The organism is Pseudomonas sp. BCRC 81390, assembly GCF_030341915.1.
Lineage (GTDB): Bacteria > Pseudomonadota > Gammaproteobacteria > Pseudomonadales > Pseudomonadaceae > Aquipseudomonas.
Map to the genome: position 1 here is coordinate 816,869 of NZ_JATAAG010000066.1, position 23,878 is coordinate 840,746.

Annotated in this window: 20 protein-coding genes; 5 read left to right on the plus strand and 15 right to left on the minus strand. The window is 63.2% G+C overall.

Annotated features, from left to right (window positions below; all coding sequences use genetic code 11):
• Window positions 1-13: 13 nt before the first annotated feature.
• Window positions 14-757 (minus strand): ABC transporter permease, encoded by a 744-nt coding sequence (locus QSV36_RS20435; protein ID WP_502945703.1) that lies wholly within the window; start codon window positions 755-757, stop codon window positions 14-16.
• Window positions 758-1,283: 526 nt separating this feature from the next.
• On the opposite strand from QSV36_RS20435, the gene QSV36_RS20440 reads away from it, so the two are divergent.
• Entirely contained in the window at window positions 1,284-2,867 is a 1,584-nt protein-coding gene (locus tag QSV36_RS20440; protein WP_170028373.1) for a peptide chain release factor 3, read from the plus strand.
• Window positions 2,868-2,937: 70 nt separating this feature from the next.
• On the opposite strand, the gene QSV36_RS20445 is transcribed toward QSV36_RS20440, so the two are convergent.
• The 13 genes from QSV36_RS20445 to QSV36_RS20505 form a co-directional block, all read right to left on the minus strand.
• On the minus strand, window positions 2,938-4,017 hold the full coding sequence (locus tag QSV36_RS20445; protein ID WP_289133926.1) for a polyamine ABC transporter substrate-binding protein: 1,080 nt from the start codon (window positions 4,015-4,017) through the stop codon (window positions 2,938-2,940).
• A 52-nt stretch (window positions 4,018-4,069) separates the two neighbouring features.
• On the minus strand, window positions 4,070-4,411 hold the full coding sequence (locus tag QSV36_RS20450) for a cupin domain-containing protein (RefSeq protein ID WP_289133927.1): 342 nt from the start codon (window positions 4,409-4,411) through the stop codon (window positions 4,070-4,072).
• 32 nt (window positions 4,412-4,443) lie between these two features.
• Entirely contained in the window at window positions 4,444-5,850 is a 1,407-nt protein-coding gene (locus QSV36_RS20455; RefSeq protein WP_289133928.1) for an NAD(P)/FAD-dependent oxidoreductase, read from the minus strand.
• A 64-nt stretch (window positions 5,851-5,914) separates the two neighbouring features.
• Entirely contained in the window at window positions 5,915-6,724 is an 810-nt protein-coding gene (locus QSV36_RS20460; protein ID WP_289133929.1) for an AraC family transcriptional regulator, read from the minus strand.
• Window positions 6,725-7,097: 373 nt separating this feature from the next.
• Window positions 7,098-8,066 carry a peptide ABC transporter ATP-binding protein gene (locus QSV36_RS20465; protein ID WP_289133930.1) on the minus strand — a complete coding sequence of 323 codons (969 nt, stop codon included), beginning with the start codon at window positions 8,064-8,066 and terminating at the stop codon, window positions 7,098-7,100.
• The gene (locus QSV36_RS20470) at window positions 8,066-9,034 is read right to left on the minus strand and encodes an ABC transporter ATP-binding protein (RefSeq protein ID WP_225780516.1); all 969 of its coding nucleotides are present in this window, start codon (window positions 9,032-9,034) and stop codon (window positions 8,066-8,068) included. Before QSV36_RS20470 ends, QSV36_RS20465 begins: the two co-directional genes overlap by 1 nt.
• 10 nt (window positions 9,035-9,044) lie before the next feature.
• Window positions 9,045-9,971, minus strand: a complete 927-nt coding sequence (locus tag QSV36_RS20475; protein WP_170028380.1) for an ABC transporter permease subunit — start codon at window positions 9,969-9,971, stop codon at window positions 9,045-9,047.
• A gap of 10 nt (window positions 9,972-9,981) precedes the next feature.
• A complete protein-coding gene (locus tag QSV36_RS20480) occupies window positions 9,982-10,992 on the minus strand; it encodes an ABC transporter permease subunit (RefSeq protein WP_170028381.1) in 1,011 nt (336 codons plus the stop codon).
• A gap of 91 nt (window positions 10,993-11,083) precedes the next feature.
• A complete protein-coding gene (locus QSV36_RS20485; RefSeq protein ID WP_289133931.1) occupies window positions 11,084-12,694 on the minus strand; it encodes an ABC transporter substrate-binding protein in 1,611 nt (536 codons plus the stop codon).
• Window positions 12,695-12,771: 77 nt separating this feature from the next.
• Entirely contained in the window at window positions 12,772-14,151 is a 1,380-nt protein-coding gene (locus tag QSV36_RS20490) for an OprD family porin (protein ID WP_289133932.1), read from the minus strand.
• A gap of 229 nt (window positions 14,152-14,380) precedes the next feature.
• On the minus strand, window positions 14,381-15,973 hold the full coding sequence (locus QSV36_RS20495; protein ID WP_289133933.1) for an ABC transporter substrate-binding protein: 1,593 nt from the start codon (window positions 15,971-15,973) through the stop codon (window positions 14,381-14,383).
• Window positions 15,974-16,119: 146 nt separating this feature from the next.
• Window positions 16,120-17,745: an ABC transporter substrate-binding protein gene (locus tag QSV36_RS20500; protein WP_289133934.1), complete on the minus strand. Its 1,626-nt coding sequence runs from the start codon at window positions 17,743-17,745 to the stop codon at window positions 16,120-16,122.
• A gap of 319 nt (window positions 17,746-18,064) precedes the next feature.
• A complete protein-coding gene (locus tag QSV36_RS20505) occupies window positions 18,065-18,781 on the minus strand; it encodes an SIMPL domain-containing protein (RefSeq protein ID WP_289133935.1) in 717 nt (238 codons plus the stop codon).
• Window positions 18,782-18,983: 202 nt separating this feature from the next.
• Here QSV36_RS20505 and QSV36_RS20510 point away from each other — a divergent pair, with 202 nt between their 5' ends.
• The 4 genes from QSV36_RS20510 (at window position 18,984) to QSV36_RS20525 (ending at window position 23,373) form a co-directional block, all read left to right on the plus strand.
• On the plus strand, window positions 18,984-20,240 hold the full coding sequence (locus QSV36_RS20510; protein ID WP_170028387.1) for an ATP-binding protein: 1,257 nt from the start codon (window positions 18,984-18,986) through the stop codon (window positions 20,238-20,240).
• Entirely contained in the window at window positions 20,240-20,800 is a 561-nt protein-coding gene (locus QSV36_RS20515) for a response regulator transcription factor (protein WP_186673416.1), read from the plus strand. Before QSV36_RS20510 ends, QSV36_RS20515 begins: the two co-directional genes overlap by 1 nt.
• Before the next feature lie 217 nt (window positions 20,801-21,017).
• Window positions 21,018-21,959: an AEC family transporter gene (locus tag QSV36_RS20520; RefSeq protein ID WP_289133936.1), complete on the plus strand. Its 942-nt coding sequence runs from the start codon at window positions 21,018-21,020 to the stop codon at window positions 21,957-21,959.
• A gap of 55 nt (window positions 21,960-22,014) precedes the next feature.
• A complete protein-coding gene (locus QSV36_RS20525; RefSeq protein WP_289133937.1) occupies window positions 22,015-23,373 on the plus strand; it encodes an amino acid permease in 1,359 nt (452 codons plus the stop codon).
• Window positions 23,374-23,498: 125 nt separating this feature from the next.
• Here the strand turns inward: QSV36_RS20525 and QSV36_RS20530 are convergent, their stop codons facing one another.
• Entirely contained in the window at window positions 23,499-23,873 is a 375-nt protein-coding gene (locus QSV36_RS20530; RefSeq protein WP_289133938.1) for a carboxymuconolactone decarboxylase family protein, read from the minus strand.
• Between the last annotated feature and the right edge of the window lie 5 nt (window positions 23,874-23,878).

The window sequence follows — 23,878 nt, forward strand, 5'->3', positions numbered from 1 at the left end:
CGGTTCCCTCTCGTTATCCGGCCAGGCCACGTTCCAGCCAGCGCTTGCTGGCGAAGCTCACCGCGGCATCCAGCGCCAGTGCCAGCAGCGCGGTGCAGGCGGCACCCAGCAGCAGCTGTGGCTGGTTGTTCAGGGCGATGCCGGGGAAGATCAGGCTGCCCAGGCTGTTGGCGCCGATCAGGAAGGCCAGCGGTGCGGTGCCCACGTTCAACGCCAGGGCCACGCGCACACCGCCGACGATAATCGGCACGGCATTCGGCAGTTCCACCTGCCAGAGTTGCTGGCGCGGGGTCATGCCGATGCCGGTGGCGGCTTCCTTGAGTGCGGCGGGGACGTTTTTCAGGCCCTCGTAGGTGTTGCGCACGATGGGCAGGAGCGAGGCGAGGAACAGGGCGAAGATCGCAGGCCCGGCGCCGATGCCCAGGATACTCAGGGCGATGGCCAGAACGGCCAGGGGAGGGATGGTGTTGCCAACGTTGAACAACTGCATGAAGCGTTCGGCTTTGTCGACCCGTTGCGGTCGACTCAAGGCAATGCCGGCGGGGATGCCCACGGCCAGCGCCGCCGCCATCGAAGCCAGCACCAGTACCAGGTGCGCTTGCAGGTAGAACCCGAGATCGTCGCGATAACGGGCGATCGTGTCGATGCCGATCCAGTGGACCAGCAGGGCCAGGATGACGAGCACGGTGGCCCATCCCAACAGCCCTTTTCCGTAGCGTTCAGCCACAGGCGGACTCCTTGTGTCGTCGGCGAACATACTTCTTGTTGCCGGCCAGTCCTGGCGGCGGGTGGTGTGTTCGCGAGTAGCAGCGTGACGCATGCCGAAGGCAGCGATCAGGCCATGAGCCGAACCCCGTCGGGCTCGAAATGCTGATGAAACAACCCCCCAAGCGAAGCGGGTTGCAGGGGAATGGACGTCTCCGTGGGCGTAAAGGTTCCCATCTGAAGCGGCATTTGGCCAGCGTTAATCACTGCCTGCTTGGAAATTTGACGAGAAAAAGCAGCGGGTTAGTGCGCTGTAGGCGTTGAAACAACTGCTCTTGGGCTATTTGTCGGGATAAAGCGATTGCCTGGCGAACTTGTGGCGTGTGGAAGGGCCCTTTCGCGGGTAGACCCACTTCCACAGGTCCTGTACAGGTTCCAAAGACGGTGTGATACCTGTGGGCGCGGGTTTACCCGCGAAGAGGCCGGAGCAAGGCACCGCCGGTTCAGCAGGTTTTGGTACTGGCCCAACATCAGGTATGATATCGCCCCTTTTTAATCCCCCAGTCAGGCGATTTCCCATGACCAACCAGGCCGCCGAAGTCGCGAAGCGCCGCACTTTCGCAATCATTTCCCACCCCGACGCCGGTAAGACCACCATCACCGAGAAGCTGCTGCTGATGGGCAAGGCCATTGCTGTTGCCGGTACCGTGAAGTCGCGCAAGTCCGACCGCCACGCCACTTCCGACTGGATGGAGATGGAGAAGCAGCGCGGCATCTCCATCACCACCTCGGTGATGCAGTTCCCGTACCGCGAGCACATGATCAACTTGCTCGACACCCCCGGCCACGAAGACTTCTCGGAAGACACCTACCGTACCCTGACCGCGGTGGACTCGGCGCTGATGGTGCTCGATGGCGGTAAAGGCGTAGAGCCACGTACCATCGCCCTGATGGATGTGTGCCGCCTGCGCGACACGCCAATCGTCAGCTTCATCAACAAGCTCGACCGTGACATCCGTGACCCGATCGAACTGCTCGACGAGATCGAAGCGGTACTGAAGATCAAGGCCGCGCCGATCACCTGGCCGATCGGTTGCTACCGTGACTTCAAGGGCGTGTACCACCTGACCGGCGACTATATCGTCGTCTACACCCCAGGCCACGGCCATGAGCGCACCGAGGCCAAGATCATCCAGAAGCTGGACTCTGACGAAGCCCGCGCTCACCTCGGCGACCAGTACGACGCGTTCGTCGAGCAGTTGGAGCTGGTGCAGGGCGCCTGCCACGAGTTCAACCAGGACGAGTTCATCAATGGCCAGCTGACCCCAGTGTTCTTCGGTACCGCGCTGGGCAACTTCGGTGTCGACCATGTGCTCGACGCGGTGGTCGACTGGGCACCGCGCCCGCTGAGCCGGGTCGCCCACGAGCGCACCGTGGAGCCTGTGGAAGAGAAGTTCAGCGGTTTCGTGTTCAAGATCCAGGCGAACATGGACCCGAAACACCGCGACCGCATCGCCTTCATGCGCATCTGCTCCGGCAAGTACGAGAAGGGCATGAAGATGCGCCACGTGCGTATCAACAAGGACCTGCGCATCGGCGATGCGCTGACCTTCTTCTCTTCCGAGCGTGAGCAGCTGGAAGAGGCCTACGCTGGCGACATCATCGGCCTGCACAACCACGGCACCATCCAGATCGGTGACACCTTCACCGAAGGCGAGGCGCTGGGCTTCACCGGTATCCCGCACTTCGCCCCGGAACTGTTCCGCCGTGTGCGCCTGAAGGACCCGCTGAAATCCAAGCAGCTGCGCCAGGGCCTGCAGCAGCTGGCCGAAGAGGGGGCGACCCAGGTGTTCTTCCCCGAGCGCAGCAACGACATCATTCTCGGTGCGGTCGGTGTGCTGCAGTTCGACGTGGTCGCCAGCCGCCTGAAGGAAGAGTACAAGGTCGAGTGTGCCTACGAGCCGATCACCGTCTGGTCGGCCCGCTGGATCACCTGCGATGACAAGAAGAAGCTTGAGGAATTCCAGAACAAGGCCATGGAAAACCTCGCCATCGATGGCGGTGGGCACCTGACCTACCTGGCGCCGACCCGGGTCAACCTGTCGCTGATGGAAGAGCGCTGGCCGGACATCAAGTTCCGCGCTACCCGCGAGCACCATTAAGTATTGAGACTGGGGCTGCTTTGCAGCCCTTCGCGGGCGCGCCCGCGAAGGGCTGCAAAGCAGCCCCAATTCAGTTCCCGGCCTTGATACTGGTCCAGATCCGGGTGCGAATTCGGTCGATTTTCGCCGGCATCGCCTCCAGCGCAAACAGCTTGCCCATCACGTCGTCGCTCGGGTAAATCATCGTGTTGCTCTTCAGTGCCGGGTTCACCAGCGCATCCGCCTCGAGGTTGCCGTTGGCGTACTGCACGTGATTGCTGATGTTGGCCATCACCTCCGGCTGCAGCAGGTAGTTCAAGTAGGCGTATCCGGCCTTTTCATCCGGTGCATCGGCCGGCATGGCCACCATGTCGAACCACATCGGCGCGCCTTCCCTGGGGATCGAATACCCCACCTTCACCCCGTTGTTCGCCTCTTCGGCACGGTTCTTCGCCTGCAGCACATCCCCCGAGAAGCCCACCACCACGCAGATGTCGCCGTTGGCCAGGTCACCGGTGTATTTCGATGAGTGGAAGTAGCTGATGTACGGGCGCACCTGCATCAGCAGCGCCTTGGCCTTGTCGTAATCGGCCGGGTTCTGGCTGTGGTGCGGCAGGCCGAGGTAGTGCAGGGCGATCGGCAGCAGTTCGGGGCCGTTGTCCAGCACCGCGACGCCGCAGCTTTTCAGCTTGCTCATATATTCGGGCTTGAAGATCAGGTCCCACGAGTCCACCGGCGCGTTGTCGCCAAGCACCGCCTTGACCTTGTCGATGTTGTAGCCGATGCCGGTACTGCCCCACAGGTAGGGGAAGCCGTACTGGTTGCCCGGGTCGTTGACCTCCAGTGCCCTCAGCAGCACGGGATTGAGGTTGTGCCAGCCGGGCAGTTGCGACTTGTCCAGGCGCTTGAGGGCCTTGCCCTGGATCTGCCGGGCCATGAAGTGGTTGGAAGGGAACACCACGTCGTAGCCGGAGTTGCCGGTCATCAGCTTGCCATCGAGGGTTTCGTTGCTGTCGTACACGTCATAGGTGGGCACGATGCCACTGGCCTGCTGGAAATTTTTCAGCGTGTCGGGGGCGACATAGCTGGACCAGTTGTAGATCTTCACCGTTTCGGCGGCGCTGGCCACGCTGGCAGCCAGCATCAGAGGGGCGAGAAGGTACGTGCGCATGTCGGGTTTACCTTGCTTTGTCTGTTGTTATCGAAGGCAGGCGATCAGCGGATCAGAAGATGAGGACGTAGGTCTTGCGCACCGTCTCCTGGATGTCCCAGGTGCCGGTGCTGTTGGCCGGTAGCATCAGCGCGTCTCCGGCTTCTATATGCAGTGGCTCGCCGTCGTCGGGGGTGAAGGTGCAGCGGCCCTTGATGAAATGGCAGAACTCCTGCTGCACGATTTGCCGACGCCAGCGCCCGGGGGAGCACTCCCAGATGCCGATCTCGACGCCGTCGCTGCGGGTCACACAGGTGACCGAGGTCACAGCCACGGGGGCGCCGAGGGGGACCGAGACCGGGCTGGAATTGTCGAGCACGGCGGTGTCGGTGTTCTTGAACTGGGTGATGCTCATGGCCGGTTGATCCTGTGTCGGTTGATGGGAAATCAGTGCATGAAGCCTTCCATGAAGTCCGCCAGCGCGCCGACCAGACGCCGCCGCCAGGGGGCGCTGGCGGGGTTGGCGAGGGTGCGGTCCTCGTAAACGAAGCTCTGGATGATCGCGTTGTAGCCCAGCCAGCGGCAGGGCTCTGGGGGCCAACTGGCCAGGCTCGACAGCGGGCGGTTGTCGAGCACCCAAGGCTGCCCGGTCAGTTCGTTGTGCTGATTGAGGATCAGTGCTGCCAGGGTGCGCCCGCCGAGATTGCTGGCGCCGACGCCTTCGCCACCGTAGCCACCGGCCAGGGCGATGCCACGCTGGCGGTCGCAGAGCATGTGCGGGCGAAAGCGCCGCGCCATGCCCAGGTTGCCGCCCCAGGTGTGGGTAATGCGTACGTGCTGCAGTTGCGGGAACAGTTCGCTGAACAGGTAGCGGCGCAGTTCGACTTCGTGTTCGTCCAGGTTGAAGTCTTCACGCAGGCGGCCACCGAAGCGGTAACCGCCACGGGCACCGAACACCAGCCGGTTGTCGGCGGTGCGTTGGCCGTAGGTGACCTGACGGCTGTTCTCGCTGAAGGCCTGGCCCTGGCTCAGGCCGATCTGTGCCCAGGTGGCGTCCGGTAATGGCTCGGTGGCCACCAGCAGGCTTTGCACCGGCAGCTGGTGTCTGCCCAGCGGCGGCAGGCTTGCCGCGTAGCCTTCCACGGCGGGCACGGTCCATTGGCAGCGAATACGTGCCAGCGGGGTACGCACCTCGCCGGCTTGCCAGTCGATGGCCGGGGTGTTTTCGTAGATCGGCACGCCCAGCGCTTCTACCGCCCGAGCCAGGCCACGCACCAGCCTGGCCGGCTGGATGGTCGCGGTGTGCGGGCTATAGATCGCGCCATAGGCATTGCTGACCCGCAGCTGGGTATCGAGCTGTTCAGGGCGTAGCCAGCGATAGTCATCCTCGGTCATGCCCTGGCGGTACAGGTCGTCGAGGTGGGCGCGCAGGCTGCGCTCCTGTTCCGGGTAACGCGCGGCGCAGTACAGCACACCGCCCTTGCGGTAGTCGCAGTCGATGCCTTCACGTTGCAACACGCGGTGCACTTCATCGGGGATGCCGTGCAGCAGGTCGATGCTGGCCTGGCGCTGTTGCGGTGACAGGGTGGCCAGCAGGCGGTCGTCACCGAGCAGGTTGCCCATCAACCAGCCGCCATTGCGCCCCGAGGCACCGAAGCCGGCGATATTGGCGTCGATCACCGCGATGTTCAGCTGCGGTGCCTGGCGCTTGAGGTAATAGGCCGTCCACAGGCCGGTGTAGCCAGCGCCGATGATGCACACATCCGCTGCCAGGTCTTCGCGCAGGGCCGGGCGGGCGCACAGCGGCTCGTCGAGCTGGTCCATCCACAGGCTGAGCGTGCGCAGGGCTTGCATCGGGTTCGGCTCCACATCCATCAAGGTCTGGGGGCGATCCTAGTGGGGGCGGGCGATGGCTGTCTTACGTGCGTGCACGCAGGGAATTTTGCTTCAGGTAGGCCTTCGGCGTAAGCCCGGTGTGTTCGCGGAAGCACTTGTAGAACGCCGACAGCGAGTTGAAACCGGCGTTGAACGCCAGGTCGTCGATCGTCGCCTCGACACTGTCCTCGCTCAGGCTGGCCATCAGGTGGTGCAGGCGGGCCTGGTTGACGTAGCGGTAGAAGCTTTGCCCGAGCACCTGGTTGAGCAGGTAGGAAATCTGGTTGCGGCTGTAGCCACTCGCGTCCGCCACCTGTTGCAGGTCAAGTTCCGGGTCGAGGTAGGGGCGCTGGCGCTGGAAGTAATGCTCCAGGTCCTGGGCCATGGTCGACAGCTGCCTTGGCGACAACCCCAGGCGGCTGGTGGCCGGGCGCGGGCCGGAGCGGGCGTGGCCTGTGCCGTTCTGGCGGACCAGGGTGGCGTACTCATTGACCCGCCAGATCAGGCTGTCCTTGACGGTAATCGCCTCGCTGGACTGGAACGCTACCAGGCCGTCACCGCCCTGGACCGTGACCTGGTACTGGATGAATGCGGTACAGCCGTCGACGCGGATGCGGTCGCTGTGGACGATGTCTTCGCCGGCTTCATGGGGCAGGCAGGCGCGCACGTAGTCGCGCAGTTCCTGGTAGCGGAGCACGCGGTTCTGAAAGAAATCGTGGTACTGGATGTCGGGGTGGTAGAGCGCGATGACGCCGTCCAGGTCACGGTGCTTCCAGCACAGGTGGTAGCGCAGCACGGTGTCGGCAGTGAGCGGAGTCTGCTCGGGGCCGTCGGGGAGGGTGGGGGCGGTCATGAGGCCGATAGTGCATTGCAGAACACCCAGGCGCAAGGGTGTGGATCCGGCATATTGCATGGTTTGGGCAAGCGGCTACGGCGATAAGGCGTTGATTCCTATCAGCTTGGCTTTTTGTGGCCGATGGCATGGCGGGTGCAGCGGTTTGTTCACCATCGAACAAGGAGAAAAGCCATGCGCTCGATATTGTTGTGGATGATCGGGGTTCCGATTCCGGTGATCATACTGATCTGGTTTTTCATGCATTGAGGTTTATGGGGCCGCTTCGCGGCCCATCGCGGGTAAATCCGCACCTACACCCATCGCGGATGAATCCGCTCCTACGACGGTTGCGATGTAGGGGCGGATTCATCCGCGATGGATTCATGCCGACCTAGAGAAATTGCTCTGCATAGTGACAAGCCACCTGCCGTGTACCCACCTGCCTGAACGCCGGCACCTCCTTGGCACAGCGCTCGGTCGCATACGGGCAGCGCTTGTGGAACGCGCATCCATCCGGCGGATTGAGCGGGTTGGGCAGCTCGCCGGCAATGCGGATCTTCGGTTTCAGGGGATCAGGATGGATCGCCGGCGTCGCCGACAGCAGCGCTTGGGTATACGGATGCAGCGGCTTTTCGTAGATGTCCTCCTTCGGGCCCATTTCCGCCGGTCGGCCCAAGTACATCACCAGTACCTGATCTGCCACATGCCGCACCACCGCCAGGTTGTGCGAGATGAACACGTAGGCGGTGTTGAACTCCTTCTGCAAGTCCATGAACAGGTTCAGCACCTGAGCCTGGATCGAAACGTCCAGTGCCGAAGTCGGTTCGTCCGCGACCAATACCTTGGGTTGCAGCATCATCGCCCGGGCCAGGGCGATACGCTGACGCTGGCCACCCGAGAACATGTGCGGGTAGCGCTGGTAGTGCTCAGGGCGCAGGCCAACCTGTTCCATCATCTTCTGCACCTTTTCACGCCGCTCGGCCTTGCTCAGCGAAGTGTTGATCAGCAGCGGCTCGGCCAGCTGGTCGCCGATCTTCTGCCGTGGATTGAGCGAGGCGTACGGGCTCTGGAACACCATCTGCACGTCGCGGCGCAGTTGCTTGCGTTCGGTCTTGCTGGCGCCTTTTACCTCGGTGCCGGCGATCTGCAGCGAGCCGGACGACGGCTCTTCGATCAGGGTCAGGGCGCGGGCCAGGGTCGACTTGCCACAGCCGGACTCGCCGACCACGGCCAGGGTCTTGCCAGCCTCCAGCTCGAACGACACGCCATTCAGTGCACGCACCAGGGCATGGCCCTTGAACAGCCCGCGGGAGACTTCGTAATGCCGGGTAAGCTCCCGGGCGCAGAGAACGACGGCCATTACGCCACCTCCTGGTTCAGCGGGTAGAAGCAACGTGCCAGGCTATTGGCCTGGGGATCGAGGGGCGGGCGCTGGTGCCGGCAGTTGTCCTGCACATACGGGCAGCGCGGCGACAGCAGGCAACCTGCCGGGCGGTCATAGCGACCGGGGACGATGCCGGGCAGGGTAGCCAGGCGCTCGGCACCGATGCTGTGCTCGGGGATCGCCGCCAGCAGCGCTTCGCTGTAGGGATGGGCGGGCACGTCGAACAGCTCTGGTACCTGGCCGACTTCCACGGCCTGGCCGGCGTACATCACGCACACCCGCCTGGCGGTCTCGGCCACCACGGCGAGGTCATGGGTGATCAGGATGAGCGCCATGTTGCGCTCTTTCTGCAGGTTGACCAGCAGCTCCATGATCTGCGCCTGGATGGTCACATCCAGCGCCGTGGTCGGTTCATCGGCAATCAGCAGCTTGGGTTCACCGGCAATCGCCATGGCGATCGCCACGCGCTGGCTCATGCCGCCGGACAATTGATGCGGGTAGGCATCCAGGCGGCTTTCCGCTGCCGGGATCTCGACCTTCTTCAATAGCTCCAAAGCACGCTGGCGCGCGGCCTTGCCCTTCAGGCCCAGGTGCTGGCGCAGCACTTCCTCGATCTGGTAGCCCACGGTGTAGCTGGGGTTGAGCGCGGTCATCGGGTCCTGGAAGACCATGGCGATGTCCTTGCCCACCACCTTGCGTCGCTGGCGCCCGCTGAGCTTGAGCATGTCGGTGCCATCGAAGGTCAGCGCGTCGGCGGTGATGCGCCCGGGTGCGTCGATCAGGCCCATCAGGGCCATCATCGTGACCGACTTGCCCGAGCCGGACTCACCGACGATGGCCAGGATTTCACCGGCTTCCACCGTCAGGTCCAGGCCGTCGACCACCGGTACGGCATTGGCGTCGCCGAAGCGCACGTTCAGGTTGTTGATCTGCAACAGTGACATGGCGTTCTCCTCAGGCGGCGTTCTTGAGTTTCGGGTCCAGCGCATCGCGCAGGCCGTCGCCCATCAGGTTGATTGCCAGCACACTGAGCAGAATGGTCAGGCCGGGCAGGCTCACCACCCACCAGGCGCGCTCGATGTAGTCACGGGCCGACGCCAGCATGGTGCCCCATTCGGGAGTCGGTGGTTGTACGCCAAGGCCGAGGAAGCCCAGGGCGGCGGCATCGAGAATGGCCGAAGAGAAACTCAGGGTGGCCTGCACGATCAAGGGCGCCATGCAGTTGGGCAGCACGGTGACGAACATCAGCCGTGGCAGGCCGGCACCGGCCAGGCGCGCAGCGGTAACATAGTCGCGGTTAAGTTCGCCCATCACGGCGGCGCGGGTCAGGCGCACATAGGAGGGCAATGAAACGATGGCGATGGCGATCACCGTGTTGATCAGGCCTGGGCCGAGAATGGCGACAATGGCCACTGCCAGCAGCAGCGAGGGCAGCGCCAGCATCACGTCCATCAGGCGCATGATCGACGGGCCGAGCAGTTGCGGGAAGAAACCGGCCAGCAGGCCCAGCAGGATGCCCGGGATCAGCGACATCACCACCGATGACAGGCCGATCAGCAGCGACAGCCGCGCGCCTTGGATCAGCCGCGAAAGCAGGTCGCGGCCCAGTTCGTCGGTGCCGAGGATGAACTGCCAGTTGCCGCCTTCCAGCCACACCGGCGGGGTCAGCAGGAAGTCGCGGTACTGCTCGCTCGGGTCGTGCGGGGCGACCCACGGCGCGAACAGCGCGCAGAACACCACCAGGCACATGAAGGCCAGGCCCATCACCGCGCCTTTGTTGCGCGCGAAGGCTTGCCAGAATTCTTTGTACGGCGAAGGGTAGAGCAGGCTCTGGTCCACCGGGCTGGCCGGTGTGACGGATTTCGGAATCGGGCTAGTCATGGCGAAGGCCTCAGCGCTGATGACGGATGCGTGGGTTGGCCAGGCCGTAGAGGATGTCCACGACGAAGTTGACCAGGATCACCAGGCAGGCGATCAACAGGATGCCGTTCTGGACCACGGGGTAGTCACGGGCACCGATGGCTTCGATCAGCCATTTGCCGATGCCCGGCCAGGAAAAGATGGTTTCGGTCAGCACCGCACCGGCCAGCAGCGTGCCGACCTGCAGGCCGAACACGGTCAGCACCGGGATCAAGGCATTGCGCAGGCCGTGCACGAATACCACGCGGGCCGGCGACAGGCCTTTGGCGCGGGCGGTGCGGATGTAGTCCTCGCGCAGCACTTCGAGCATCGACGAGCGGGTCATGCGGGCGATCACCGCCAACGGGATGGTGCCGAGCACGATGGCGGGCAGGATCAGGTGCATCAGCGCGTCCTTGAACGCGCCTTCTTCGTCGCTGAGCAGGGTGTCGATGAGCATGAAGCCGGTCTTCGGCTCGATGTCGTAGAGCAGGTCGATGCGCCCGGACACCGGGGTCCAGCCCAGGCTTACCGAGAAGAACATGATGAGGATCAGGCCCCACCAGAAGATCGGCATGGAGTAGCCCGCCAGGGAAATCCCCATCACGCCGTGGTCGAACAGCGAACCGCGCTTGAGCGCGGCGATCACCCCGGCCAGCAGGCCGACGATGCCGGCGAACAGCAGGGCGGCGAAGGCCAGCTCGAGGGTAGCCGGGAACAGGGTGAGGAACTCGTGCCAGACGCTTTCGCGGGTACGCAGCGACTCACCCAGGTCGCCCTGGGCCAGCTTGCCAACGTAATCCAGGTACTGGACCGGCAGCGGCTTGTTCAGCCCCAGGCGCTCCATGGCCTGGGCATGCATTTCGGGGTCGACCCTGCGCTCGCCCATCATCACTTCCACCGGGTCACCGGGGATCAGGCGTATGAGCGCGAAGGTCAGCAAGGTGATGCCGAAGAACGTCGGTATCAACAGGCCAAGGCGCCGGGCAATAAAACTCAACATTGTCGGGGTTACCTCATCAGGCCGTGGGGCGGGCAGCCCGTTACGGCGGGGCCGCCGGGCCCCGTGTGGGCGGCCGGCGGTCGTTGTTGTTCTACTTCACCTTGGTGGTGGCGAAGTTGTTGTTGGTCAGAGGGTTGATCACGTAGCCCTCCACGTTGTCACGCATGGCGGTGAACATCTTCGGATGCGCCATGCTGATCCAGGGTTGTTCGTCATCGTACACTTTCAATGCCTCGTTATAGAGCCTTGCACGCTCGTCGTTGTCGATCACTTCGCGGGCGCGGCTGATCAACTCCTGGAACTTGGGGTTGCACCAGCGTGCATAGTTCTCGCCGCTTTTCACGGCATCGCAGCTGAGCAGTGGGCTGAGGAAGTTGTCCGGATCGCCGTTGTCGCCGGCCCAGCCGGTGGAGACCAGGTCGGCTTCGCCCTTCTTCGCCCGGCGCAGCATTTCGGCCCACTCCATCACGCGTATATCCAGCTTGAGGCCGATCTGCTTGAGGTCGGCCTGCAGCATCTCGGCCGACAGGCGTGGGTTGGGGTTGGTCGGGCCACCGCCGTTGCGGGTGAACAGCGTGAGCACCGTGCCGGGTGGTACGCCAGCTTCGCTGAGCAGTGCGCGCGCCTTGGCCAGGTCGCGGGGCGGGTTCTTGTTCTCGTTGTTGTAGCCAATCATGGTCGGCGGGTAAGGGTTCACGCCGACCAGCGCATTGCCCTTGCCGAACAGCTGGTCGACGTGGGTCTGGCGGTCGAAGGCCATGTTGATGGCTTTGCGCACGCGCACGTCGCTCAGGTACTTGTGTTCGGTGTTCATCGAGATATAGCCGGTGACCAGGGCCTCGATTTCCTCGACCTTGAGTTTCGGGTCCTGCTTGATCGACGGCACGTCATCGGGCTTGGGGTAGAGCGCCACCTGGCACTCGTTGGCGCGCAGTTTCTGCAGGCGCACGTTGCTGTCGGTGGCGATGGCGAACACCAGCGCATCGGCCGGCGGCTTGCCACGGAAATAGTCCGGGTTGGGCTTGAAGCGAACCTGGGCGTCCTTGTTGTAACGCTGGAAGATGAACGGGCCGGTGCCGATCGGCTTGCTGTTCAGCTCGGCGGTCTTGCCCGCCTTGAGCAACTGGTCGCCGTACTCGGCGGAGTAGATCGAGGTAAAGCCCATGGCCATGTCGCGCAGGAACGGCGCTTCCGGTCGGTTGAGGGTAATCACCACGGTGTGCTCGTCAGCCTTGCTGACCGACTTGAGCAGCTCCTTGAACCCCATGCTCTCGAAGTACGGGTAGCCAACGCTGGTCTTGTCATGCCAGGGGTGGTTCGGATCGAGCTGGCGATTGAGGCTCCACAGCACGTCATCGGCGTTGAATTCGCGGGTCGGCTTGAAGTAGTCGGTGGTGTGGAACTTCACCCCTTGGCGCAGATGGAAGGTGTAGGTCAGGCCGTCGGCTGAAATGTCCCAGCGCTCCGCCAGGGCCGGCTGGATCTCGGTGGTGCCGGGCTTGAAATCGACCAGGCGGTTGAACACTGTCTCGGCCGAGGCATCGGCGGTGACCGCAGTGGTGTACTGGACGATGTCGAACCCTTCCGGGCTGGCTTCGGTGCAGACCACCAGCGGTTTGGCCGCCAGTTGCGTGGCGCCGCCCAGTAGTAGCGCGGCCAGGGCCAGGCGCAGTGGCCGCGATTTCATGAAAGCACTCTGCATGGGTGAAAACTCCCTGCTTGCATTGGTTCCAGCGTAGCCGCCCCGGCCCGCAGCGAAACGGGCCGGGGCGTCGACGGTCAGAGAATGTTGAACGGAATGGTGGTGACTACCCGGAACTCGTCCAGGCTGCCATCGCCCTGGGCCTTGCTGGCGCGGTGCGCGGTGTAGGTGGCGCGAATGCTCGTGTCCTTCAGCGGCCCGCTCTGCACCGCGTAGCTGGTGCCGATGCCCCACTCGTAGTGGGTTTCGCCATCCAGGCCGTTCACGTCATAGGCGGTACCACGGTAATGGGTGCCATCGATGCCCCAACCACGGGCGTTGTACAGGTTGAATTTCAGCCCCGGCACGCCATAGGGCGCCATGTTCAGCACGTAGGAAAGCTGCAGCGATTTCTCGTTGGGGCCGTTGAAGTCCGACAGCAGCGAGTTGGCCAGGTAGATGCCGTTGGTTTCGTGCAGGTAGTCGAAGTACTCGTTGCCGTTGACTTGCTGCCACGAGGCGCTGACGGTGTGGGCCTGGTGGGTCAGGCCGAACGACAGGCTGTAGGTGTCGTTGTCGATCTCGCCCATCTTCTGGCTACCGGCGTCGACGGTCTTGTAGTAGTTCAGGCCGGTGCTCAGGCTGAGCACTGCGCTGTCGCCGAGCACGTGGTTGGCGCCGAAGTAGTACTGGTTCCAGAAGTCGTCGACCTTGGTCGCGTACAGGCTGGTGGTCAGGCTCTTGAACGGCTGGTAGTTGATGCCGGCGGTGCTCGCGCGGTCGGTTTCCACGCCAGTGGCGCTGTACTCGCTGCGGAACTTGCTGAGGCTTTGTTCGGTGCGTGGCGAGACGCGGTCGAAGGTGCCCAGGTCGAAGCTCAGGTTGTCGAATTCGGCGCTGTGCAGGAATGCCCCCTGGAAGCTAGAGGGCAGGGCGCGGTTGCCGATGTAGGCGATCATCGGTGTATCCACCGATTGGCGGCCGACGGTCAGGGTGGTGTTGGACACGCGTGCCTTGACGTTGGCCAGGCCCATCTTGCTCCACTGGCCGACCGGGTCGCCGTCGCTGTGGGTCAGGGTGCGGTTGTTCGGCCCGGCGATCGCGGCACGGCCCTGTTCCAGGGCAATGGCGTTGTAGCCGGCGGCCTCGACGGCGAAGCCGACGGTGCCCTGGGTGAAGCCGGAGCTGTAGTTGAGGATGGTGCCCTGCACCCAGTTGTCCCGGCTGTGGGTATCGTGGCGGGTGCCGTCGCTCTTGTAGTACTTCCATAGCGGCGCGCGCGTGGCGCGTTCGCGCGCGTACCAGTTGCGGGTGCTGCCGGACAGGCTCTGGCCATCGATGAAGCCGCTCGCCTGTTCCTGCTCGCTGCTGCCTTTGAGGGTGACGGGCACATAGTCCTGGCTCTGCGGGTCGGCCTGGGTCACGGTGGATAAGGCACTGATGGATAAAGCCAGTGCGGTCAAGGTGAATAGTCTCAAGGTAAAAGCTCCCTTTCTGTTCTTCTAGTTATTCCCTGGCCTTGTGGGCCGGGGCTCTTGCTGCGGTGTTGCCAGGGTTGCCCGGGGTTTGCGGGCTGAATCGGGGCGCTGTGTTGCCTGTGTCGGCCTCTTCGCGGGTAAACCCGCTCCCACAGCGGCTGTGCAGCCCCTGGCTTGCGGATGCCTTGTGGAAGCGGATAAGCCCGAAGCGGTGGCTGCAGGCTAGATATCAGTCAACACTCACACCGGAAAAATCATTGCGCCCGAACGGGCTGACCTTGAACTCGGACACCTTGACGCTGAGCGGCTGGTTCACTGTGGAATGCGCTACCGGGGTAATCGGCACTTGTTGCTTGAGCCGCTGCTGGGCCTGTTGGTACAGGGCGGTGCGCTGGGTGCGGTCGGTGACCTGCTTGGCCTGCTTGACCAGGCTGTCGTACTGCGGATCGCACCACAGCGAATAGTTGTTGCTGCCAATGGCATCGCAGTTGTAAAGGGTACCCAGCCAGTTGTCCGGGTCACCGTTGTCACCGGTCCAGCCGATCAGGGCGATATCGTGCTCGCCGCTTTTCATGCGCTTGAGGTACTCGCCCCATTCGTAGCTGACGATGCGCACCTTGAAGCCGAGCTTGCTCCAGTCGGCCTGGAGCATTTCCGCCATCAGCTTGGCGTTGGGGTTGTACGGGCGCTGCACCGGCATGGCCCACAGGGTGATTTCGCTGCCGGGCTTCACGCCGGCCTGCTGCAGCAGCTGCCGGGCTTTGTCCGGGTCGTACGGCGCATCCTTGATGCTGCTGTCATAGGACCACTGGGTCGGGGGCATGGCGTTGACGGCCAGTTGGCCGGAATCCTGGTACACCGCCTGGAGGATCGCCTGTTTGTTCACCGCCATGTCCATCGCCTGGCGCACTTCCAGGCGGTCGAACGGCGGGTGTTGGGTGTTGTAGGCGATATAGCCGAGGTTGAAGCCCGGTTGCTGCAGTACCTGCAGCTTGCTGTCGGCCTTCAGCGCCGGCAGGTCGGCCGGGCGCGGGTGCAGGGTGACCTGGCATTCGTTGCGGCGCAGCTTCTGGATGCGCACCGAAGGGTCGGTGTTGATCGAAAACACCAGGTTGTCGATCTTCACCTCATCGGGCGCCCAGTAGGCCCGGTTGCCCTTGTAGCGAATCTGCGAGTCCTTCTGGTAGCGCTGGAACGCGAACGGCCCGGTGCCGATCGGTTGCTGGTTGATGTCGCTGGCGCGCCCGCCGGCCAGCAACTGCTCGGCGTATTCGGCGGAGAGAATCGAGGCAAAGCTCATGGCCAGGTTCTGGATGAAGGCAGCATCGACCTTGTTCAAGGTGAAGACCACGCTCATGGGGCCGGTCTTCTCGACGCGGGCGATGTTCTTGTCCAGGCCCATGCTGACGAAATAGGGAAACTCGGTGGGGTAGGCCTGGCGGAACGGGTGGCCCTTGTCGAGCATGCGGTTGAAGGTGAACAGCACGTCGTCGGCGTTGAAGTCGCGGCTGGGCGTAAAGGCCTTGTTGCTGTGGAATTTCACCCCCTCGCGCAGGTGGAAGGTGTAACGCAGGCCATCGTCGGACACCTCCCAGCGCGTCGCCAGGGCGGGTTGCACGGCGGTACCTCCGCGCTCGAACTCGACCAGGCGGTTGTAAATGGGTTCGGCGGCGTCGTTGTCGGTGGCGCTGGTGTATTGCGCGGTGTCGAAGCCGGCGGGGCTGCCTTCGGAGCAGAACACCAGGTTGTTGGCCAGCGCGGCCGGGGCCTGGCTGATCAGGCCCAGGGCAAGCAGGGCGGAAAGACGAGTGACAGGGCGCATGGCAAGTCCTTTTACGTCTGTTGGCGCCGCCTCTCGGTACGAATGGCGGCAACAGTTCGCCGACCCCGCCACGGGTAGCGGCGGGACGACATGAAGGGGTGGTGGATCGGCGGGGCACCCGCCGCTCAGCGGGTGCCGTGGCTAGCCTATTCGTCCACGCTGACGCCGTAGAAGGAGTTCAGGCCGAACGGGCTGATCTTGAAGTCCTTCACCTTGGCGCTCATGGGCTGGTACACGGTGGAGTGGGCGATCGGGGTGATCGGCACCTGCTCCTTGAGGATGTGCTGTGCCTGCTTGTACAGCTCGGTGCGCTTGGCCTGGTCGGGAGTGGCCTTGGCCTGCTTGATCAGGTCATCGTAGGGCTTGTAGCACCACTTGGAGAAGTTGTTGCCGTTCATGGCATCGCAGCCGTACAGGGTGCCCAGCCAGTTGTCCGGGTCACCGTTGTCGCCGCTCCAGCCGATCAGCATGGCGCCCTGTTCGCCACCCTTGGAGCGTTTGATGTATTCACCCCATTCATAGCTGACGATCTTCGCCTTGATACCCACCTTGGCCCAGTCCGATTGCAGCATTTCAGCCATCAGCTTGGCATTGGGGTTGTACGGGCGCTGTACCGGCATGGCCCACAGGGAGATCTCGGTACCTTCCTTGATGCCGGCTTCCTTGAGCAGCTGCCTGGCCTTTTCCGGGTCGTACGGGGCGTCCTTGATGCTGTCGTCATAGGACCACTGGGTTGGCGGCATGCCGTTGACTGCCAGCTGGCCGGCGCCCTGGTACACCGACTCGATGATCTTCTTCTTGTCCACGGCCATGTCCAGCGCCTGACGGACTTTCAGTTGGGCCAGCGGGTTGGCTTCGTTGCTGCCTTTGACCTTGTCCATCACGTTATAGGCGATATAGCCGAGGTTGAAACCGGCCTGGTCCGGCATCTGCAGCTTGGGGTCCTGCTTCAGCGGCTGGATGTCGGCCGGGCGCGGGAACAGGGTGACCTGGCATTCGTTCTTCTTCAGCTTCTGCATGCGCACCGAGGCGTCGGTAGTAATGGCGAAGATCAGGTTGTCGATCTTCACGTCGTCAGGTTGCCAGTAGTCCTTGTTGCCCTTGAAGCGGATCTGCGCGTCCTTCTGGTACTTGCTGAACACGAACGGGCCGGTGCCGATTGGTTTCTGGTTGATATCGGCAGCCTTGCCGTCCTTGAGCAACTGGTCGGCGTATTCGGCGGACTGGATCGAGGCGAAGCTCATGGCCAGGTTCTGGATGAAGGCGGCGTCGACCTCGTTGAGGGTGAACCTCACCGTGTGTTCGTCGAGCTTCTCCACTTTGGCGATGTTCTTGTCCATGCCCATGTCGGTGAAGTACGGGAACTCGGTGGGGTAGGCCTTGCGGAACGGGTGGTCCTTGTCGAGCATGCGGTTGAAGGTGAACAGCACGTCGTCGGCGTTGAATGCGCGGGTGGGCTTGAAGTAGTCGGTGCTGTGGAACTTGACCCCGTCGCGCAGGTGGAAGGTATAGGTCTTGCCGTCGTCGGACACTTCCCACTTGGTCGCCAGGCCCGGGATCACGGCGGTGCCGCCGCGTTCGAACTGGGTCAGGCGGTTGAACACGGTCTCGGCAGAGGCGTCGAAGTCGGTCCCTGTGGTGTATTGCCCCGGGTCGAAGCCGGCCGGGCTGCCTTCGGAGCAGAACACCAGGTTGGACGCGGCGAGGGCCGACGGTGCGCCGGAGAGCAAGCCTGCGCCTAGCAGGAACGGAATGACTGCGTGTTTGAGCATGGTGGCCTCATTGTTGTCATTTTTCGATTTGAGGTGGCCTCGTGAGCCGACCTGCGGATACTTATGCAGGGGGTATACCCAATGCAATATGGCAGGGGTTCATTGGCGCCAGAAAAGTGGAACGGCCGTACATGGATGTCGCATTGGTATAACTTTTCACGAAGTTGAACGTTTGCGAGGGCAAAATGATGGCTTTTTGCGAGATATTTCGGGGCGGGAGAAGCTGTAGGAAGCACCTTTATGGTGCGTAGGAATATTCTGAAAAGGTTGAAATTGACGGGGTCTTCGAGGGAGCGGGCTTGCCGCTCCCTCGAACGGGTCAAGGCATTTGCACTTCGATCAGGCCATCGGCATTCATGCTGACTTCACTGGTACCGGCTTCGATATCCGGCGCCGGTGCCGCCTCATCAGCACCCATTGCCTTCATCGCCATTGGCGCACTGCGCAGGTATGGACGCGGGTAACCGCTGCTGTTGAGGTTCAGGCTGACCACCTTGTAGCCTTTGCCGCCCAGCGCCTCGGTCGCCAGTTGTGCACGTGCCTTGAAGGCATCCACTGCATCCTTGAGCAGTGCATCCTCGCTGGCCTTGCGCGTGGCCGGGGCGATGGAGAAGTCCATGCCGCCCATCTTCAACGCTTGCAGCAGGTCGGCAGTCAGTTGCGACAAGGCCGGGAAGTTGGCGCTTTCCAGGCGCAGCTCGGCACGCTCGCGCCAGCCGGTGATCTTCTGGCCCTTGCTGTCATACACCGGGTAGCTGTTGCGGCTGCCCTGGCTGATCTTCACGTCCTTGACCTGACGCGACTGCTGCACCGCCTTGTTCATGGTCTCGGTGATTTGCTGGGCCAGCTTGCCGGGGTCGCTGTTCTGCGCTTCGCTGTACAAGGTCACGACCATCAGGTCGCGCGCCACTTCCTTGCTGACTTCGGCACGCAGCGATACCTGGTTGTAGCGCGGTTCATCGGCAGCCAATGCCGGCAGGCTGGCGAGCAGGCCGCAGGACAGGATCAGCGCGGCGCCGCGACGAGGGTTTTGCATGGGATACTCCTTGGCAATAAAAGGCGTGGGCTCTGGCCATCCATTCCACGCATGGGCCTTCAGACCGGCAACAGTGTAGTGGGTTCAAAAGTGCCATCATGGACTTGTGACAAAGTGTGGCGCGTTGCCGCATCGCTGCAGCGAGGTGCCAGGCTTCGGTATACTCCAGCCGATTTTTCTGGAGCACTCATCGGGAGAGCTCATGCTCGCCGCCGTACAACCGCTGTCCGCTACTCGCCAGAACCTCTGGCGCCTGACCGTCATTCGGGTCCTGGTCCTGGCTGCCCAGGCCGGCTCCGTGGGTGTCGCCTACTGGACCGAACTGCTGCCGCTGCCCTGGCTGTCGCTGGCCGGCACCTTGGCCCTGTCCTCGCTGCTGTGTGCGTTCACGGCCCTGCGCCTGCGCCTGTCACTGCCGGTCACCGAGCTGGAGTATGCCCTGCAGCTGGCCTGTGACCTGCTGATCCACAGTGCCTTGTTGTACTACTCCGGTGGTTCGACCAACCCGTTCGTCTCGTATTACCTGGTGCCGCTGGCGATCGCTGCGGTGACCTTGCCGTGGCTGTATTCGCTGATTCTTTCCGGCATTGCGCTGACCGCCTACAGCCTGCTGCTGGTGCAGTTCTACCCGCTTGAAGGCTTGCCGATGGCGCGGGACAAGATGCAGGTCTATGGCATGTGGCTGAGCATCGCCCTGGCCGCCGCAGTGATCACCTTCTTTGCCGCACGCATGGCCGAAGAGTTGCGCCGGCAGGAGCAGCTGCGCTCCGAGCGGCGCGAGGAAAGCCTGCGCGATGAACAGCTGCTGGCCGTGGCCACCCAGGCCGCCGGCGCGGCCCATGAGCTGGGCACGCCGCTGGCGACCATGAGCGTGTTGCTCAACGAAATGCGCCAGGACCACGCCGACCCGCTGCTGCAGGAAGACCTGCAGATCCTCCAGGACCAGGTGAAGCTGTGCAAGGAAACCCTGCAACAGCTGGTGCGTGCCGCCGAGGCCAATCGGCGCCTGGCGGTGGTGGAGCAGGACGTGACTGCCTGGCTCGACGAAGCGCTCAACCGCTGGCACCTGATGCGTCCGGAGGCCAGCTACCGCTTCCAGCGCCTGCGCGACGGCCAGGTACCGCGCCTGACCCCGCCACCCGACCTGACCCAGGCGCTGCTGAACCTGCTGAACAATGCCGCAGATGCCTGCCCCGATGATCTCGAAGTGCGCCTGGACTGGGACGCCCACGACATCGTCATCAGCATCCGCGACCATGGCCCTGGCGTGCCGCCGGCCATTGCCGAAGCCATCGGCAAACCCTTCATTACCACCAAGGGCAAAGGCTTCGGCCTTGGCCTGTTCTTGAGCAAGGCCAGCGTGACCCGTGCGGGCGGTTCGGTGAAACTCTATAGTCATGAACAGGGTGGCACCCTGACCGAACTGCGCCTGCCCCATGGCAAGCGAGGAGATGAATGATGAGCGAAGAAAACCAGGTCGAAAGCGAAGAGCTTCCGCACCTGCTGCTGGTGGACGACGATGCCACCTTCACCCGGGTCATGGCCCGTGCCATGAGCCGCCGTGGGTTCCGCGTGAGCACCGCCAGTTCGGCCGAGGAGGGCTTGCTGCTGGCCCAGCAGGACTTGCCGGACTACGCCACGCTGGACCTCAAGATGGACGGCGACTCCGGCCTGGTGCTGCTGCCCAAGCTGCTGGAACTGGACCCGGAAATGCGCGTGGTGATCCTGACCGGCTACTCGAGCATTGCCACTGCCGTGGAAGCGGTCAAGCGTGGCGCCTGCAACTACCTGTGCAAACCGGCCGACGCCGATGATGTGTTGGCGGCGCTACTGTCGGAACACACCGACCTGGATACCCTGGTGCCGGAAAACCCGATGTCGGTCGACCGCCTGCAGTGGGAGCACATCCAGCGTGTGCTGAACGAGCACGAAGGCAATATCTCGGCCACCGCGCGGGCGCTGGGCATGCACCGCCGGACCTTGCAGCGCAAGCTGCAGAAGCGCCCGGTCCGGCGCTGATTGGCTTTGCCAGTAGCGCCCCTGAGCGCCGGCAAGCCAGCTGCCACAGGTACGGCACAGGTTTCGCAACTTGTGGGTACCCAGTGAGGGCTGGCTTGCCGGTGACAGGGCCGCTCCTGACATAAACTTCTTTACAAGCCCCCCTGATCTCCGCATTTCCTGACGCGTTGGCGTATCATTAGCCGCCTAACGGCAACTCCTCCAGGATCGCTTGCGCATGCTCGCCCTTCTTATCCAGACGCTGAACATCACGGCACCGGTCTTCGCCATGCTGTTCATGGGTGTGCTGCTCAAACGCATCCGCCTGATCGATGACAACTTCAACCGCGTCGCTTCGCAGCTGGTGTTCAACGTGTGCATGCCGGCGCTGTTGTTCCTCGGCATCTACCACGCTGACCTGGGCGCTGCGGTCAAACCCGGGGTTCTGCTGTATTTCATCGCTGCCACTCTGGTCGGTTTCGCCATCGCCTGGGGCCTGGCCATCTGGCGCTGCCCCGAGTCGGACCGGGGCATCTACACCCAGGGCGCCTTCCGTGGCAACAACGGTGTGATCGGCCTGGCCCTGGCCGCCAGCCTGTACGGCGACTACGGTATTTCCCTGGGGGCGGTGCTCGCCGGCCTGGTGATCCTGCTGTACAACTCGCTGTCGGCGGTGGTGCTGGCGGTGTACAGCCCGGACCTGAAGTCCGACCCTTGGAGCATCTGCAAGAGCATCTTCAGCAACCCATTGATCATCAGCGTACTGGTGGCCACGCCGATGGCCTACGGCCAGGTGCCGCTGCCCAACTGGCTGCTTACTTCGGGCGACTATCTGGCGCAGATGACCTTGCCGCTGGCGCTGATCTGCATCGGTGGCACCCTGTCGCTGGCGGCGCTGCGCGACAGCGGCAGGCTGGCCATCGACGCCAGCCTGGTGAAAATGGTCTGGCTGCCGCTGGTCGGCACCTTGGGCGCCTGGCTCTGCGGCTTCCGTGGTGCCGAACTGGGCATCCTGTTCCTGTACATCGGGAGCCCGACCGCAGCAGCCAGCTACGTCATGGCGCGGGCAGCCAACGGCAACCATGAGCTCGCCGCATCGATCATCGTCGTTACCACGCTGATGGCGGCGATCACCACCAACATTGGCATTTTCATCTTGCAGTGGGGCGGATGGATCTAGATCCTTCACTGCAAATAACACAACAACACTGCCTCACTGAGCTAAAGGACACTTCATGCAAGACCAGAGCACGCCCGAGCGCTTGCAGCGCGGGCTGAAGAATCGCCATATCCAGCTGATTGCGCTGGGCGGGGCTATCGGCACCGGGTTGTTCCTGGGCATCGCCCAAACCATCCAGCTGGCCGGTCCCTCCGTGCTGCTGGGCTATGCCATTGCCGGCCTGATGGCCTTCCTGATCATGCGCCAGCTGGGCGAAATGGTGGTGGAAGAGCCGGTGGCCGGCAGCTTCAGCCACTTCGCGCACCAGTACTGGAGCGAGTTCGCCGGTTTCGTCTCGGGCTGGAACTACTGGGTGGTGTACGTGCTGGTCGGCATGGCCGAGCTCACTGCGGTGGGCATCTATGTGCAGTATTGGTGGCCGGGCTTCCCCACCTGGGCGACGGCAGCGATCTTCTTCGTGGTGATCAACCTGATCAACCTGACCCAGGTGAAGGTCTACGGCGAGATGGAGTTCTGGTTCGCCCTGGTCAAGGTGGTGGCCATCGTCAGCATGATCGGTTTCGGCGCCTGGTTGCTGACCAGCGGCCATGGCGGCCCGGATGCCAGCGTGGCCAACCTGTGGCAGTACGGCGGCTTCTTCCCCAATGGCGTCACTGGCCTGGTGATGGCGCTGGCGGTGATCATGTTCTCGTTCGGTGGCCTGGAACTGGTGGGCATCACCGCTGCCGAGGCCGACAATCCGCGCCAGAGCATCCCCAAGGCCACCAACCAGGTGGTGTACCGTATCCTTATCTTCTACATCGGCGCCCTGGCGGTGCTGCTGTCGCTGTACCCGTGGCAGAAGGTGGTGCAGGGCGGTAGCCCGTTCGTGATGATCTTCCACGAACTGGACAGTGACCTGGTGGCGACCATCCTCAATATCGTGGTGCTGACGGCCGCGCTGTCGGTGTACAACAGCTGTGTATACGCCAACAGCCGCATGCTGTTCGGCCTGGCCAGCCAGGGCGACGCGCCACGGCAGTTGCTGCAGGTCAGCCGCAGCGGCGTGCCGCTGACCGCGCTGGGCGTGTCGGCGCTGGCGACCGGGCTGTGTGTGCTGATCAACTACCTGATGCCGGGCGAAGCCTTCGGCCTGCTGATGGCGCTGGCGGTATCGGCGCTGGTGATCAACTGGGCGAGCATCAGCATTACTCACCTGAAGTTCCGCAAGGCCAAGCTGGCGGCCGGGATCACCCCGTTCTACAAGAGCTGGGGGCACCCGTTGACCAACTACCTGTGCCTGGCGTTCATTGTGCTGATCCTGGTGGTGATGTACCTGACCCCGCCGATTCGCATTTCGGTGATGCTGATCCCGGCGTGGATCGCCGCGCTGTGGGTGGCTTTCAAGCTGAAGAAGGCTCGCCAGGCCAAATAGGCAAGGCAGGCCTGGCCTCTTCGCGGGCATGCCGCTCCCACAGGGACCCCACAGGCTCCGAAACCTGTGCAATACCTTTGGGAGCGGGCTTGCCCGCGAAGAGGCGGGGCCTGAAAAAGGCTGAATCAGCCTTGATAGCTGTCGATCACTTCCTGCGCGGCCCGGAACGCATCGATGGCTGCCGGTACCCCCGCATACACTGCGCAATGCAGCAGCGCTTCGCGAATCTCCTCCACGGTACAACCGTTGTTCAACGCCCCGCGTACGTGCCCCTTGAGTTCCTGCGGGCATTTGAGTGCCGTGAGCGTGGCCAGGGTGATCAGGCTGCGAGTCTTCAACGGCAAGCCGTCGCGCGCCCACACGCTGCCCCACGCGTGTTCGTTGACGAACTCCTGCAGCGGCCGGGTAAAGTCAGTGGCATTGCCCAGGGCGCGGTCGACGAACGCATCGCCCATTACCTGGCGGCGAATCTGCTCGCCGATCTTGTCGCTATCAGCCATGTTGT

What these genes read in the sequence shown, in the direction of transcription:
- QSV36_RS20435 (WP_502945703.1), bottom strand. Translation starts at nt 757, where the DNA reads ATGTTCGCCGACGACACAAGGAGTCCGCCTGTGGCTGAACGCTACGGA.
- QSV36_RS20450 (WP_289133927.1), bottom strand. Translation starts at nt 4,411, where the DNA reads ATGAGCATCACCCAGTTCAAGAACACCGACACCGCCGTGCTCGACAAT.
- QSV36_RS20510 (WP_170028387.1), top strand. Translation starts at nt 18,984, where the DNA reads ATGCTCGCCGCCGTACAACCGCTGTCCGCTACTCGCCAGAACCTCTGG.
- QSV36_RS20480 (WP_170028381.1), bottom strand. Translation starts at nt 10,992, where the DNA reads ATGTTGAGTTTTATTGCCCGGCGCCTTGGCCTGTTGATACCGACGTTC.
- QSV36_RS20530 (WP_289133938.1), bottom strand. Translation starts at nt 23,873, where the DNA reads ATGGCTGATAGCGACAAGATCGGCGAGCAGATTCGCCGCCAGGTAATG.
- QSV36_RS20475 (WP_170028380.1), bottom strand. Translation starts at nt 9,971, where the DNA reads ATGACTAGCCCGATTCCGAAATCCGTCACACCGGCCAGCCCGGTGGAC.
- QSV36_RS20470 (WP_225780516.1), bottom strand. Translation starts at nt 9,034, where the DNA reads ATGTCACTGTTGCAGATCAACAACCTGAACGTGCGCTTCGGCGACGCC.
- QSV36_RS20520 (WP_289133936.1), top strand. Translation starts at nt 21,018, where the DNA reads ATGCTCGCCCTTCTTATCCAGACGCTGAACATCACGGCACCGGTCTTC.
- QSV36_RS20505 (WP_289133935.1), bottom strand. Translation starts at nt 18,781, where the DNA reads ATGCAAAACCCTCGTCGCGGCGCCGCGCTGATCCTGTCCTGCGGCCTG.
- QSV36_RS20525 (WP_289133937.1), top strand. Translation starts at nt 22,015, where the DNA reads ATGCAAGACCAGAGCACGCCCGAGCGCTTGCAGCGCGGGCTGAAGAAT.
- QSV36_RS20445 (WP_289133926.1), bottom strand. Translation starts at nt 4,017, where the DNA reads ATGCGCACGTACCTTCTCGCCCCTCTGATGCTGGCTGCCAGCGTGGCC.
- QSV36_RS20455 (WP_289133928.1), bottom strand. Translation starts at nt 5,850, where the DNA reads ATGCAAGCCCTGCGCACGCTCAGCCTGTGGATGGACCAGCTCGACGAG.
- QSV36_RS20465 (WP_289133930.1), bottom strand. Translation starts at nt 8,066, where the DNA reads ATGGCCGTCGTTCTCTGCGCCCGGGAGCTTACCCGGCATTACGAAGTC.
- QSV36_RS20460 (WP_289133929.1), bottom strand. Translation starts at nt 6,724, where the DNA reads ATGACCGCCCCCACCCTCCCCGACGGCCCCGAGCAGACTCCGCTCACT.
- QSV36_RS20515 (WP_186673416.1), top strand. Translation starts at nt 20,240, where the DNA reads ATGAGCGAAGAAAACCAGGTCGAAAGCGAAGAGCTTCCGCACCTGCTG.
- QSV36_RS20500 (WP_289133934.1), bottom strand. Translation starts at nt 17,745, where the DNA reads ATGCTCAAACACGCAGTCATTCCGTTCCTGCTAGGCGCAGGCTTGCTC.
- QSV36_RS20485 (WP_289133931.1), bottom strand. Translation starts at nt 12,694, where the DNA reads ATGCAGAGTGCTTTCATGAAATCGCGGCCACTGCGCCTGGCCCTGGCC.
- QSV36_RS20440 (WP_170028373.1), top strand. Translation starts at nt 1,284, where the DNA reads ATGACCAACCAGGCCGCCGAAGTCGCGAAGCGCCGCACTTTCGCAATC.
- QSV36_RS20495 (WP_289133933.1), bottom strand. Translation starts at nt 15,973, where the DNA reads ATGCGCCCTGTCACTCGTCTTTCCGCCCTGCTTGCCCTGGGCCTGATC.